At 44.5% G+C, this 16,088-nt stretch carries 6 protein-coding genes; 2 read left to right on the top strand and 4 right to left on the bottom strand.

The annotated features are described in order from the left end of the window. Positions 1-14: 14 nt before the first annotated feature. The gene (locus tag OKW21_RS08650; RefSeq protein ID WP_277479018.1) at positions 15-5,720 is read left to right on the top strand and encodes a T9SS type A sorting domain-containing protein; all 5,706 of its coding nucleotides are present in this window, start codon (positions 15-17) and stop codon (positions 5,718-5,720) included. Between the two features lie 284 nt (positions 5,721-6,004). On the opposite strand, the gene OKW21_RS08645 is transcribed toward OKW21_RS08650, so the two are convergent. Next, entirely contained in the window at positions 6,005-6,865 is an 861-nt protein-coding gene (locus OKW21_RS08645) for a COG4315 family predicted lipoprotein (protein ID WP_277479017.1), read from the bottom strand. 281 nt (positions 6,866-7,146) lie between these two features. Here OKW21_RS08645 and OKW21_RS08640 point away from each other — a divergent pair, with 281 nt between their 5' ends. Next, positions 7,147-8,667 carry a sulfatase gene (locus OKW21_RS08640; RefSeq protein WP_277479016.1) on the top strand — a complete coding sequence of 507 codons (1,521 nt, stop codon included), beginning with the start codon at positions 7,147-7,149 and terminating at the stop codon, positions 8,665-8,667. Positions 8,668-9,056: 389 nt separating this feature from the next. Here OKW21_RS08640 and OKW21_RS08635 read toward each other — a convergent pair whose 3' ends face one another. The 3 genes from OKW21_RS08635 to OKW21_RS08625 form a co-directional block, all read right to left on the bottom strand. Further along, positions 9,057-12,572, bottom strand: a complete 3,516-nt coding sequence (locus OKW21_RS08635) for a sulfatase-like hydrolase/transferase (protein ID WP_277479015.1) — start codon at positions 12,570-12,572, stop codon at positions 9,057-9,059. A gap of 467 nt (positions 12,573-13,039) precedes the next feature. After that, entirely contained in the window at positions 13,040-14,014 is a 975-nt protein-coding gene (locus OKW21_RS08630; protein ID WP_277479014.1) for an amidohydrolase family protein, read from the bottom strand. Between the two features lie 259 nt (positions 14,015-14,273). Continuing rightward, positions 14,274-16,016: a RagB/SusD family nutrient uptake outer membrane protein gene (locus OKW21_RS08625; RefSeq protein ID WP_277479013.1), complete on the bottom strand. Its 1,743-nt coding sequence runs from the start codon at positions 16,014-16,016 to the stop codon at positions 14,274-14,276. Positions 16,017-16,088: the final 72 nt, after the last annotated feature.

Here is a 16,088-nt window from a genome sequence, read left to right as displayed (position 1 = left end):
AACCCATTGAAGTGATGAAAAATTTAAGCACAATGCTTATGATAAGCGTGATGTTATCATATGTATTTTCCTTGGAAACCATTGCGCAGGAGATACCTGCCTTCTATTCAGCGGATACCAGCTGTAATTCAACATCCAACAGTTTCTCAATTTCTAATGAAGTAAGTGCCAGTGAATTTGCCCACCCTATCGTTAGAATCGCTTATCTCATTCCATCTAACCGTAGCCCTCAGGACAATGGAGTTGAAGCACTTCAGTACGCCCTAAAAACAGGGCAGCAGTATTATAAAGATCAGATGCAAAAAAACGGTTTCGGTTCAAAAACATTTGAAATAGAGACTGAAGCTGATGGCGTTACTCCCTTAATTCATGTGGTTTCACTGGACGTGACTGATGATTACCTCAGAGAAGACCTATGGAATAGGTCTATACAAACTGCCTTTAATAAAGGAATTAGTGTATGGACAGCCGGTGAAGTTTGGATACTGCTTCCGGAAGCACACCTGATGCAACCTGATGGTTCAATGGTGGGTAGTGTAGCCCTGGGGGCTAGCCATGCAACCGGTAACAGCCCGGGGGTAGTAGTGTTAGGGAGTAATGCTTTGGCATTATTTACAAAAACAATAATAACTGATGATCGCCCATATCACGGAAAGATTTTGCCTAATTTGGGGCTATATCCTATGCAGCAGGATGTTACCTTCCCCTGGTTTGAAGGTAATACACTGAGCTCGGTGGCTTCAAGCGCGTTGGGTGCTCTTTTCCATGAAATGGGACATGCTTTCGGCCTTCCCCACGATTATCGCAATGACAATAACTTCCACGGCAACCTGCTATATAATGGGCTTAGAGGAATAAGAGGAAGCTTGTTTCCAAACCTTTACCCCGAGGATTACACCAGGCTGTCTTATTCATCATCATTGATACTTAATGTAAACCATTACTTTAACCGCAATCAAAGTGTAACTTCAAGTCCAACGATTCATATTTCAATTCCTGCTACAGTTGTTCCGCAAAAAGGTCTGCTACATATATCTTTTGCAGCTGAAGATAATGACGGGCTCAGTTTTGCGCATCTCAGATATGAAGGTAATGTGGTGGCTGAAGTTTTGTTAGATGGTGAAAATGCCTCTTCAAATTTTGAAACTTCCTATTATTCACCCGGAACCGAAAATGAATACACCATAGCAGTGTACGATGTGCAGGGGAATATTGCCTACCAAAATGTATCCGTATTTGTCCAGGGGGGTGGGAATCAGGCACCACGTCCTTTCGTTCGCATTGACCCGGCAGTACCGGATATCAATGAAGCAGTGACATTGAATGCCAGCAAATCATACGATCCAGATAATGCTCCTCTCACCTTGATTTTTGAATGGGACGTGGATAACGATGGTATATATGACCTGGACCCAGTGGCGGAAATGAAAACGCCTTTTCAGTATCCCGCTCCCGGAAATTATTATGTAAAGCTTAAAGTCACTGATCCGGGAGGCAATCAAAGTGTTTCCACCCCCCTTAATGTAAGCATTCCCGGAACATACGCTGATGCCAAAGTAGCTGAGCTAAGCTTGTTTGATGCCGACAAAGACAAATTGATTACAAAATTGGTGGATGGTGCTGAGGTTGAGATCAGTGCATTGCAGGAAAGTAATTTCAATATAACTGCGTCAACTACACCTGAAAAAGTAGATAGCGTTCTGCTGGTTTTGCAGGGCGAGATAACCCACATTCAAACTGAAAAAAAACTACCTTACGCCCTTTTTGGAGATAATCAGGGAGACTTAAATGGCAGAAACCTACTCCCGGGACCATATAACCTCAAGGTGACTCCCTATTCGGAAGGTAAAGCCGGAGAAACAAAAAGTATAGCCTTTCAACTCATTGCCACTATGCCAGGGCTTACAGCTTTATGGGAAAAAAAATACGATGGAAGAAATACTGATGAGCTACACAAAGTTGTAGCTACAAGTGATGGCGGTTACTTATTGGCTGGTACTTATAATTATCAGTTAGGCTACGGAAGATTTGAATCTGAATATTGGATAGTGCGCATTGATAGCAAGGGAAACCCATTGTGGGACAAAATCTTTAATGGAAATGAATATGATGATCTGAAAACAGCCATCGCCACATCTGATGGAGGCTTTCTCCTGGGAGGCACCTCGGAATCGGCTGCCGGAGGAGATAAAAGTGAAGCCAACAAGGGCCCATCAGATTTCTGGATCATAAAAATTGACCAGTCTGGCAATAAAGAATGGGATAAAACCTTTGGCAGTGAAGGGTTTGACGGCTTTAGTAGCATGGCGCAGGCAACTGATGGAGGGTACTTGATTGGAGGAAATTCAAGCGCATCAGCCAGTGGTGATAAATCCGAAAACAATAAAGGAGGTATTGATTTCTGGATTTTGAAGGTTGATGCAAATGGCAATAAAATCTGGGATAAAACATTTGGTGGAAGTGATAATGATCTTATGACATGCATTTTAACCAGTTCAATTGGTGGATACCTGCTGGGAGGGTATTCCAATTCTTCTGCTTCATCTGATAAGACTGAAGATAGCAAAGGTGATTATGACTTCTGGCTAGTTCACATTGATGCGAATGGCAATAAATTATGGGATAAAACTTTGGGTGGCAGTGAGGATGACCGCCTTACAAGTATTAAATCCAACCAAAAGGGTGGATACCTGCTGGGAGGGTATTCCAACTCTTCTGCTTCATCTGATAAGACTGAAGATAGTAAAGGTGATTATGACTTCTGGCTAGTTCACATTGATCAAAACGGGCAAACAAACTGGGATAAAACCCTGGGAGGAAACAGCTCAGATCAACTAAGGGATGTGCTCCTCACGCCTGAAGGTGAATATCTGCTGGGAGGCTCCTCAAAATCTTCCATTTCAGGTGACAAAACCGGGCTAAACAAAGGGAACACGGACTTCTGGGTGGTCAAACTAGACACCCATGGCAATAAGATCTGGGATAAATCATTGGGTAGTGAAATCTATGAATATCTGAGCAGCCTCACCAAAGCATCTGATGAAGGATATATTTTAGGTGGCTTTAACATTGATTATGATCAGGAGCCATTTTACGGAGACTTCTGTGTGATTAGGCTACTGGATGAGACGCCTCCTATCCTCACCAGCCTGTCACTAATCAACGCTCAAACTGACCAGCTTATCGATGAACTAAAAGAAGGAGATGTGATTGACATTACCGATATCAGCAGCGCAAAATTCAGCATACAGGCCCATATATCCGGTCAGCTGGATTCCGTAGTGATGAAGCTACATGGCCCCTTACAGCATGTGCAAAGCGAGAAAAAATTTCCTTATGTTTTGTTTGGCGATAATCAGTATGATTATTACGGTCAGATATTTCCTACAGGGGATTATTCCATAACCGTGACTTCCTATTATGGGGGAGAGCCATACAACACCCTCGCACTTGCATTCAGCATTACCAACAGTATGTCTGCTCCTGCCCTTGTCTGGGAGAAAACACTGGGGGGAAGCGGCTTTGAAACACCTGCCAGTGCCATCGCTACCGCTGATGGCGGATACTTACTTACCGGCACCTCTGACTCACCGGTTTCAGGCGATAAAAGTACTGATAAGCAAGGTTTCTGGCTCATAAAGACAGATGCCAATGGCAATAAATTATGGGATAAGAGTTTCAGTAGCAGTGGGTCAGATGGCCTTTACCAAACCATTGCCACTACTGATGGTGGGTATTTGCTGGCAGGAACGTCTGATGGCCCTGCTTCAGAAGATAAAAGTGAGAACAGTAAGGGTGGCGTTGACTACTGGATCGTCAAAGTGGATAAAGAGGGTAATAAGCAGTGGGACAAAACACTGGGAGGTAGTAGCGATGATGAGCTTCGCCATATCTGCGTTTCGCCTGATAAGACGGGATATGTATTGGCCGGACAGTCAGCCTCCAATTCTTCAGGCGATAAAAGTGAGAACAGCAGAGGAATTTGGGACTACTGGATTGTTAAGGTAGACTTGCATGGCAACAAAATATGGGACAAAACCTTCGGAGGAAACGATGAAGAATATCTGTGGAGCATAGTTCCTACCGCCAAGGGTAGCTATCTGTTGGGCGGTCAATCAATTTCTGATGCTTCAGGAGACAAAAGTGAGGATAGCAACGGTTTGAGTGATTTCTGGCTGGTCAAAATAGACGCTCATGGGAATAAAATCTGGGATAAAACCCTGGGTGGAAGTGGACATGAAAACCTGCTGGAGATTGTCAATTCATATCGGCAGGGAGAATACCTGCTGGCTGGTAATTCTTCATCTGACATCTCAGGAGACAAAAGTGAAAACAGCAAAGGAGGGAGTGATTATTGGCTGGTCAAAATCAATGAGGAGGGAAATATTCTTTGGGATAAAACCCTGGGTGGAAATGCCCTGGACGAGCTGCTGAGTGCTATTCCTGCTCCGGATGGAAGTTTTGTGCTGGGAGGCTATTCCATTTCGGCCGCTTCCGGCGACAAAAGTGAGGACAGCAGAGGGGGCAGAGATTACTGGCTGGTCAAAGTTGATGTTCAGGGAAATAAAATATGGGACAAAACCCTGGGAGGAAGTGACGATGACTATCTATGGGGTGTGATTCGTACGCTACACGGTAATTATCTATTGGCGGGTAGTTCCAGATCTGATATGTCAGGCGACAAAAGTGAAAATACCAAAGGCTTCTTTGACTTCTGGATCGTCAAAATTGAAGGTGAGGGTATTCCGCTTCCTCAGCTCAAAAGTCTTACATTGCTAGATTCAAAAAACGATCGTGACCTGCAGGAGCTACAACCTGATGATATGATTTCCTTTACTGACATAAGCGCTGCTTTCCTTAGTGTACGAGCCAATACGCTTCCTCAAAAGGTTGATTCTGTATTGATGCAATTACAAGGTCCGCTCAGCCATTTGCAAACAGAGAAGCAGCTTCCTTACGCGCTCTTCGGGGATAGTCCAGCAGGTAATTACCGAGGAAAAAACTGGGCTGCTGGCCAGTATACTATTGCGATAACACCCTATCAAAAAGGTTTTGCCGGGCCTACATTTTGCCTAAGCTTTACCCTCAGCCCGGAATTCTCTATCACTCGCTTTACCCTCATTGACGCCAGCCTGGATCAGGAAATTTGTGAACTTAAAGATGGTCAGGTTCTTGACTTATCGACTTACAATAATCACCTGCTGACCATCAGAGCGGATACTGAACCGCAACATATAGAGCAAGTCAATTTTGAGCTATCGGGTGCTTTAACGCATTCAAGTGTGGAGAGAAAATATCCTTACGCGCTATTTGGTGATACAGGAAAAGCCGATGGTTCAAGAAGTTATGATGGAATAGAATGGCAGGAAGGCAGTTATTCACTTACTGCTACCCCATATTCTTCAGACAAGCAGGGCCAGCCTTATTCCATCGCTTTTGAAGTAAAAGAAAGCAACAGCTTACCTTCAGCAGAGCATCATCTGAAAGTCAGTGTGTACCCCATTCCATCGCAGGGGATCATTAATATCGTTCATGAAAATGATGTCAGTCAGGCGGAGTGGAGAGTGTTTAATGCCAGGGGAATTCTTCTCCTTCGGCAACCTATAAATAGGTTCAATACAGAACAAATAGACCTGAGTACATATCCGAAAGGAATTTACTATTTAAAAATAGTAAGCCCTGATGCAGTACAAACCCTAAGAATAGTGCTGGACTACTAAGCAAAGGCTGAGCTCTATTTAGGAGTCTTTAATTTTATAATTACTATCCAAATTCATTGACTTATGATCCAGGAGGAACGGCTTTGCAGAAATATCGTTTTTTTTCTAATCGTTAAAAATTTACTTTGATCACTGCTTATCCCGTACTCCCTTTGGCTGTGTCTGATAAGTCAAAATAAGAAAAGAAAGTCTGTAGTCCGGAACAGGTTTAAGGGCTACAGACCTTTTATGACAAATTTATTGATCAGATATTGCCTGGTCTATTTTATAAGTTCGTCCTGTGATCACTCTTCAGCTTCAGGAGTGTCCAGATTAGCAATAGGCCAGATTCCGGGCCGGGGAAAACTTACGCCTTTGTTTTCTCCTCTTTCTGCATCCTGACCAAAGTAATAGAGTGGCCATCCTCGGTAGGTAAGCTGATCACGACCAAAAACCGAAATCACACCAAAATCAGCCTCATCTAAGGTACTGGGAAGCGCTTCAATATCCACATAGAAAATAGGCCATACTGGATCATTACTAAAGTCTTCATTGGTGAAATTATTGGTATTACGTGTGTCGTTGACAAATATGTAAAGTGTGCGCCCCTCTGCATCGGTAAAATATTGAGTCACTTCATCACCCTCAGCATACGCACTGTTGTAGTTTATTCCGTCATGCCCCACCAGTTGCGCATTGGCCAGCATCAGAGAGTAGTCAGGCTTTACCACAAACCACACATTATTGCGCCCTTCGCCACTGGTTTCCCCGGCAGCTTCCAGGTTTCCGTCGGCAGTAGGAGAGTAATAATAAAGCGGCCATCCGTTATAAGTGGTTTGCATACTTCCGTCCGACCTGCTGATAGTACCGAAGTCAGCTTGGTCCAGGCCGGAGCCTACTTCCAGATTTTCTGAATAGTAGATGGGCCAGGCATCAACACAACCTCCTGCGCAGGCACTTTCTCCACTGACATCCCTGGTAAAATAATACAGGGTATTTCCATTTCCATCTATCAGAAATTCTCCCAGAGAAGGGGCTGACCCCAGATTGACCTCTCCGGATGCATCAGGTGTGGGATCGTCTCTATCCTCATCCTTGCACAGTGTGAACAGAAATAGCAAAGATAAAAAAAGAAGGAAATTGAGTAGTTTCATTTGAGTTCTCATGGTTGTAACAGTTTGATAAAAGATTATATGTCGGATGAATTTGTGCCGGAAATTGATGGTCAAAAAATATTAAGCAACAGTATGATCAATACAGCACTATCTGGGGTGAGGGTTGCTTGAAGGACACTTCTAAAGCAAATATTTATTTTCTACACCAAGCAATGTGATATCCTAGGTTTTGAAAATGGTATGCATGAAGTAAAGGTTGAGGTCAAGCTTTGGAAAAAAGATCATTTTCAGATACTTTTCTGCGCAAACACCTTTTAACTACAAGCTTGACAATGCGCTTAAATTCTACTCTATTCCAAAAAAACCAGGTTTCCAGGCTAGGTACCACTTTTCTCATACTACTATTTGCCCTGCAAAGCTATGCTCAATCTCCCAATGTGCTTTTCATCATATCGGATGACTTAAACACTAGTATCGGCCCCTACATGAACATCAATCAGCATACGCCTAACCTTGACCGATTGGCCAGAGAAGGGGTGCGTTTTGAGAGAGCATACTGCCAATATCCTGTATGTGGCCCTTCCAGAGCGTCTTTGATGAGCGGCCTTTATCCGGAAACCAATGGCGTACTTAGTAACAATGATCAGCCGGGCAGTTATAAAGTAGAAACTCCCGACCTGGCTGACCACCCTTCCCTTGCAGGATTCTTTCGTGAGCATGGCTATTATACCGCCAGAGTATCCAAGATTTTTCATATGGGTGTTCCGGGAGGCATTGAACGTGGTGATGCCGGAGGCGACGAACCTGACTCCTGGGATTATGCTTATAATGTGATGGGGCCAGAAACTTTGAGTGATGGTAAGCTGGAACTACTCTCTCCCGATAACCTTCACTATGGTTCTAATTTTGCCAGAATGATTCTTCCTAACGGACTGGAACATACACAAACTGATTATGTGGCAAGCAGTCAGGCCATCGCCATCCTGGAAAACCGGGCCGCAAAACCAGCCGAAAACGGGACCAACAAGCAAAAGCTTAAGCCAGACTCACCATTCTTTCTGGCAGTAGGTCTGGTCCGTCCTCATGTACCCCTGATCGCACCGGAGTATTGCTTTGAACATTACCCGGAGGATGAGGTGCAGCTACCATCACCAAAAGTTGCGGACAATGTGCCCGAAGGAGCCCTGAGAAGACAGAATGAAAAAATATGGGGAATGAATGAAAGCCAACAAAAACAAACCATAGGAGCTTATATGGCAAGTGTACGTTTTATGGACGAACAGGTGGGCAGGCTGCTAAACACCCTGGATCGTTTAGAAATTCGCGATGAAACTATTGTGGTCTTTATCTCCGATCACGGTTACAATCTGGGTGAACATGCATGCTGGTCAAAAGTGAGCTTGTGGGAAGGAAGTGTACGTGTGCCTATGATTATCTCCGCTCCGGGATATGAAGATAATTATGGCAGCACCTCTGAGTCCATTGTAGAGCTGATTGACCTTTACCCTAGCCTGGCAGATTTGTGCAATTTATCTGAGCAAAAGCCTGCTATTCTTCAGGGGAACAGTTTATTACCAATCATAAGAGATCATACTACAGAAGCCAGTGATACAACTGCCTACACGGTAAGCTACGGAGGTAATGCCGGTGCTGTCACCACGGAAAGATGGAAGTATACACGCTGGGACAAGCAGATTAAACCTAATAATGAGGAACTGTATGATCATCAGAATGATCCGGAAGAAAAGCAGAACTTAGCCGATGCCCCTGCTTACCGGAAAGTCCTTGAAACGCTGAGGATGGAATTTGACAAAAATCGTAATCTTGCCAATTCCGCCTTAAAAAATAATTGATTACGGTTTGTTAGGGACGGCCAAAATTTGATGTGAAATGCTGGCTGTATAATTGTGTTAGCTCTGATGGGTATTTACTTAAGCCTTCTGATATCTAACATTAATTATTCACTAAGCAGGCTGAAGCATGTACACCTTTATTGCTGTTGCAAGGAATCCAGGAGGATTAAAATTAGCAATACATTAGTGCTCAAAAGTTTCAATCCTTTTTCCTGTATTTTTTGAAGGTCATCCGGGGGCCATAGCCAGTATGTTCCATCCCAATCGTAAAGGCTGCTGTTTTACTGACATCATGAGAAAATAAAAGCGAATGCTGGTCGCAAGGGCCGATGAGATACGTACATCAAGGCGACCAGCTTCCACAGTATTACCTTTCCTGAGAAAATCTTTTAAAAAGAGCTAACCCTTAACTCCAGCGTATTGACTCCCGGTGATAATCTGATGCTTCCAAAAGAAGTATCTACCGGTTCTCCATTTAAGGTGATCGCATCATCCGGTGCATAATCCAGCATCAATTCAGCAGAGACATTGGCAGGCAGCTCAAACACGTAGCGCTGCAAACGAGCGTTTTGCTTTTGATAAGATGCCTTTACCACGCCATTCAGGAAAGGAACTGCGATTTCAGAAGATATCAGGCTGGAGAGCTGTGGCTGAATGCTCACAATGGACGCTCCGGGAGTTTTGGGCTCAATGCCCCACATTTTCCTGGCTATGATATTTCCGGGCACCGCCCCCCAGGCATGGTTCCAGTCAGCATTGGGCTTGTACTTCATATCCCAGGCTTCCAGCGTGATGGTAGAGCCAATAGCGATCATATTCCACCAGCTGCGGTCGTGGGTAGCAGTCATCAGCTCCAGCGCATAGTCTTCCGCACCAGCATGATAAAGTCCATCCATCAGATATTGCGCGCCATATACACTACAGGCCATACCTCTGCTTTTGATAAATTCTACTACCGAAGGTATGTACGCTTCAGGCACCATATTGAAAGCCAGAGGCATCATATTGGCATGGAGCGATGCATGGGGGGTACCTTCGCCATCTACATATCTTCCCTTTTCTTTGTCAAACAACTTTTCGTTTACCGCCTTTTTGACTTTTGACGCCATGAGCTCAAACTCCAAAGCTTCATCTGTCTTTCCTAACAACGCAGCAAATTCCGTCATGATCAGCATATTCTGGTAAAACAGGCTGTTGATCACCGTATTGATAGGCATGAAGACAAAGCCGTCTCTTTCACCCTCTTCAGTTGCCAGTTCCCATCCGGTATCTTTCTGGGCCGGTGGCCAGTCTACAATATCCCGCATTTCTATTTCCGGATCTTTGAAACCGAGCTTTTGCATAAACTCAGGAGTAGCTTTTTCCGAACTGATCAATCCATCAGGCCGGGCTAATTCTATCAGGGTCTTATGTTTAAGTTCCTCATAGTATTTTTCTATCAGCTCGGTATTGCCAGTATACATATAATCCTGATAAAACATCAGGGCCACATGCAACTGCCACTCAGTAGGCCAGGTAGGATGCTCCATGAAGTACTCAATGGTTCGGCGAGCGATAGGATATTCCCGGTCCACCGCGTAATGACTCAATTGATTAATGTAGGCATCCGCCTCATAGGGAATACGTTCCCGATCGCCATCTACGTACAAGCCGGCGAAAGATGTCGCTTTGATAGAATATTTACACAGGTCCCATACCTGGTTAAGGATCGTATCAGAACTCGTAAAATGACTCAGGTCATCTTCAAAATAAGTATGGTAAGCCAGCTGGGTCACATCTTCAGCATCAATTTCGGTGCTGGCATCGTGAATTTCAGCATATCTGAAAGGCAGAAGTACAGGAAAAGAGTCGGGCAAAGCCACCGCACCCGGCTTAGTATTTCTCTCATCAGCTTTCAGCTCAATTTGATAGTGTCGTTTTTTAGGGTCAACGGCAAGCTTTGCCTCCTGATACCTGATATTTCCTTGTGGTTCGGTGTTGATTCTTCCGTTTTTAAGCTCTTCACCCAGGCGTATGCTCAGGGTTTCTGCCTGCCTGGCAGCATATTCCAGTTCCAGTGTAGCAAAGGCATCTTTGCCAAAATCCAGCAGATACCCTCCACCGCTCAGGGAAGTAATCTTTTGCGGCTTGATGCGGTCCAGCTGAAAAGTATTCGGGCTGGAGATCCAGGACTGTTCATTGCCGGAATACGTAAAGGGCTGTGGATCTGAATAGGCGCCCAGACGGTTAAACTCACTCCAGATTCTGACTTTCCAGTAATAGGTCTTTCCTGCTTCCAGGGGCTTTCCGCCATGTTCTATATCAAATGACTTGCTTGATCTTACCTGACCGCTATCCCAGATATCTCCTATATTGTCTTTAATGTTTTGTTCAGAAGAAGCTACCAGAAGCTGATAGCCTAACTGTTTTACCGCCCCATCGGGCACTTGCCATTGGTATTCAGGGTGCTGATCAATGACAGCCACCGCTTCAGGCTGTCGTATGAATTCTACCGTAAGCCCATCAGGTTTGCCCATTGTGGGATCCCGGTACTCATTGATCAACGCATCGCACTGAGCCCGCAGCTTTTCTAATACATCCTGATGCTTTCTCTCTCCGGCAAGATTTTTTGTTTCCTGTGGGTCATTACGGAGGTCATACAGCTCCTCAATAGATTGGTCATTCACATACCTGAAGTACTTCCAACCGGATGTCCTCACCCCTTCACTGGGGGGAATGTTATCAAACTCCCACAAATGCTCAATGAGCGCGGTATCTCTTCCGAGACTTTGGGCTTCGCCATTCACCAAGGGTAAGAGCGTCTTTCCCTGCCAGGAATCAGGAACATCTACTCCGGCCGCATCCAGTATAGTGGCGGGCACATCCACATTCATTGCCATCTCTTCAGTTTCCTGATGTAGTTTGTTACGTGGATCATAGATGATGAGGGGAACCCGGACAGAATTGTCATACATGAGCCACTTGCCGGCTAGTTGGCGCTCACCCAGGAAATAACCGTTATCACCCATCAAAATAATAATTGTATTATCCGCAATCCCTTTTTCTTCCAGCTTTTCACGGATTTTAGCTACTTCCAGATCAACACCCGCAATCATGCGGTAATACCCCTTGACACTGTGTTGGTATTTTTCAGGGGTATCATAGCGCCAGTACCATCTTGTGCGGTTAAAACCTTCTCTTACTTCCTGAGGAAGTTTTTCAAAATACTGATCCTCACCGAGTGCAGGTTGGGGTATAGTAGTCCTTGCTAGTAAGTCATCCACTTCTTCCTGCCAGAAATATTGATCTTCAGCCGGGTCGTGGGCATGAGGAGCGCTAAAGCTAAGGCTCAGTGAAAAAGGCTGATCAGGGGCGTTTTCAATAAAGTCCAGTGCTTGTTGTCCGGTATAACGGGTCAGATGTACGGTATCAGTACCAAGCGTTTTGTAATAGTAGCCTCGCCTGTCTTTGTAAGCGACATCTCTGTCATAACTTTCATAGGTATCAAATAACTCATCTTCCAAATCAGTCCGTACGCCCAGCTTTCCATAAAAGCCGGTGTAGTAACCTGCCTTACGCAAGATTTTGGGGTAAGACAGCTGCATGAATTCATCTTTTAGAGTACTGGTCTGAAAATTATAGCCGTGGGCACGCTCGTACAATCCCGTCAGCAAAGTCGCTCGGCTGGCAGCACAAATCGGAGTAGTCACCATGGCGTTTTTGAAGTAAGTACCCTCTTTGGCCAACTGGTCCATAGCATGTGTACTTGCCAGTTCGTTACCGGCATAGCCCAGAGCGTCCCAGCGCTGGTCATCGGTGAGAATAAATATAATGTTAGGTTTTTTATCTGGTTCCTGCTGCTGAGAGAAGGCAGTTGAATGAATTGCGAGGAAAATAAGTAGTAAATAAAAATTCTTAAGCTTCATAGGTTGTAAAATGCTAGCGTATGATTAGTCAATACATTTGTTTTCCATTTTACAACTATATTTTGAAAGTAAAAAGCAAGCAGACCGAATGCTTATTAAAACTCGTCCAAAGGCCTGGTGCTAACGCTCCAGAGATATATCCTAACTCGGTACGCATGACGCTTTCAAGGAAGTCCTGACCTCCTTTTACATAGCTCATCCCTTATCCTCCATTCACCCAATGCTCTACATGTTCATCCGTGAAGATGATATACGTCGTACTCCATCCTTTGGCAGGTAACTGTAGACCGGGATTACGCACATCGTCAATGAGCTGAAAATCAGGTTATTCATGACTTTAACAAGCGTTTCTTCAGGGGGCAGTTCCAAAAAAAGTTAGCACTACTAACAACGCCTTTGATAAGGGCTAATTCAAATATCAGTACAAATTCGCCGTATTTATCTGCTTTGGTTGATATACAAACGACTCAAAGCTTAAACAACTTTTTGGCGTTTTCATACAGCAGCTTTCTTTCAATGCTTTTACTGGCTGAAAGTCGCTTAATGGCCGCAATAGTTTGCGCGCCCTGACATTCTTTTCCCTCCCCTACTCCATCGTTACAGTCACTTCCGTAAAGAAGCTTATCCTGATGCCTTTTGAGAAAGATTTGGGCATGTTCTTCATCTCTCAGTAAAGCATTCAAACCCGAACCTGCCGACATATCTCCATACATATTCGGATAGTCGCTGAGTAAGCTATCGGTGATGCCACCCGCGGTAACTTTTCCTTTGGGATATAAAATACTTTGGTCACGATGATTTTTATCTATATTGGCCCACCAGCTTTGCGCATGTCCAATGAAATTAACCCTGGGATATTTTTCCAGCATCTTATAAAAACGGTCAAATCCATAGTTATACATTTCATGCTGCCAGTGCATCAGTACCGGAACATCATACTCCTGCGCTAAACTATAAATCTCCTGCATTTCAGGAGCGTCGCATTCCACGCCAAATTTTGACTCCGCTATGACTTTGGCACCCAGTTTCAAATATTTTTCAATTTCACCAATAGCTTCAGGGATGTCGGGTACTTCGTTTGCACCAAAGTAAAATTCATTGGGATACTGCTGAGTTAATGCATAACAAACTTCATTGCCCCCCGCTTTGGCCTGAAGCCCATTGGCAAAGCCTTCATGGGTAGAAGCGGTAACTACGGGACGACCGGAGGGAAGCAATAGGGTTTTACTGATTCCCATTTTCCTCTGGTGAGCAATGAATTGATCATGAGCCCGCCCACTGTAATTGGCGTGCTGGTGGATGTCAATGATTGGCTCATTTTCTAATGGTGGGTATTGGGTTGAAAATTTCTCTAAAGCTGAGGAGCCAGCCGACAGAGAAAATGCGGCACTCAATCCAAGTTTAGCGTTTTGTTTGATAAAGTTTCGTCGGGAGGACTTCATATTGGTTGGCTTGTAAAGGTGAATACCAGAGCTAAAGTAGGTTTTTCAGAAAGATGAATATCACTAACAAAAATAAATGCTCTAAAAAATAGTAGTTTTTCTACCTTCAAGCAATGGTTTATCAGCCGCTTTTTTTTTCTTTCCCTTCACCCTGCCTGAGCTTGTAAAGCACTGCTTCTTAACTCCACAGTCAGCTTATTAAGCGCAAAAAAGGACGGTAAAATCATTGATTTACCGCCCTTTATTCTGGATGAATTATCTAATACCCCTGATTCTGCTCTAAAAAGCCCTCTACATTGGAAGAGCCGTCAATAGCACTCTGTGGAATTGGAAATAACCTTTTATTAACATCTGAGTTGGTTTTTTCTGTCCAGGTATCTTCGTATTTACCAAAACGTATCTGATCTCCTCTTCTGAACCCTTCCCAGTACAACTCAAAACCCCGTTCCCGAAACAGGATGTCCAGGTCAATAGCCTCAAGTGGTGCTGGAGTTTGCTCAGGACGGGCATTTCTTGAGGTCCTGACTGTATTGACATCTGCCAGGGCACCTGCGTTATCTCCGTTTCTCAGCTTCGCTTCAGCCCGCATCAGGTAGATTTCTGCCAAACGCATCATCACCAGGTCTACACTACTAAAGTTGTTGCCATTAGGAGAGGTGCGGCTAAACTGATATTTTGAGGCCCGGTAGCCAGTATTATGCAGCCTGCCTTCATTGGTGAAATCTACGGTTTCAGTGTGAATGACATAGCCGGTAGGGTTGTTACCTTTGGTCTGTTCTACCGGGTAGATTCTCACCATTCCCTCCTCACCGCAAGTAAAAAACGCCCCGTCGTTACCTTTTCTAGGCCCCCACTGTACACCACGCAAGATACCCCTGTCCATCTCAAACTCCACATCCATCACACAGAAATAGTGTGTTGAATCATTCTCAGGAGATAAGCCACTAAGGTCTTGCAGCTCTTCAGGAATGACCGTGTTTTTCTTATAAAATCTGGCATCCGCCTCTGCAGGGTCCTCCCCATAAGCCTCTACCCACGTCTGGTAAAAATCGGATGTGATAGCCGGACCATCAGTACCATCCGCACTGGGGTGTTCTGGTCTGGGAAACATAGAACCGGCAATTGACCAATACGCCCAGCGGCTGTGCTCTCTGTTTAATACACCTCTTTGGTCAAGCGCGAATATAAGCTCAGGGTTGCTATGATTTTCATCATTGAACAAGTCAAAGTATTCGGGCGACAACGAAAATTTACCAGTATTGATAATGTTATCTGTATACTCAATGACCTTATTCATGTCTTCCTGCGTAAAGTTAGGTGTTCCATAAGGATCACGGTATACGGCGGCATTAAGATGGAGCCGAGCCAATAATCCCCATACAGCACTTTGCGTAAACCTACCGGGTCCTTTGTCGGTGTTAATCACATCTACAACTGACAACAGATCACTTTGGATATAATCAATAGCATCCTGTGTTCTGAGAATATCAGAAAATTCATCAGAGTTTTCCTTTTTAAAGACGATCCCCCAGCTATCCAGCGCCAGCATATTCAGATAGGCCCTTAGGGCTATCATTTCATATAAAGCACCGGCAGCCTCACTGTCCCCTGCTTGTGAGAGAGGTCTTAATACCTCTATGGCAGCCACCGTTCTTGAGATATTTTTGGTTAGCTCATTCCATGATGAACTCACCAGATCATTACCCGGCGTAATCTCATGTTGATGAGTCGCTAAAAACTTTCCTCCATCGTACCAGTCAGTACCTCCGCGATAAGGAAGGATCGCCTCATCGGAAGCGATAAGCTGCAGGCCATAGTAATTTGTATGTCGCCATGTCCATGAGATCTGGCCATATGCGGGTGCAATGGTTCCGCTAATCGCTTCCGCATTACCGGAACCGGTCAAAGATTCGTCAAGCACTTCTTCTTCCAGCGAGGTACATCCCCAACTGGTGAGAAAGAAAAGACTAAGAAGTATTTTTATAAAATATTGATTTTTCATGTTTTTGGAGTTTCTAAGCCATTGAATGCATGAGTACGGCATGATTGATGAAAATGCAGCGCACATCATTTG

Source organism: Catalinimonas alkaloidigena, from assembly GCF_029504655.1.
GTDB classification, from domain to species: Bacteria; Bacteroidota; Bacteroidia; order Cytophagales; family Cyclobacteriaceae; genus Catalinimonas; species Catalinimonas alkaloidigena.
This window is presented reverse-complemented; position numbering and strand designations above follow the sequence as displayed.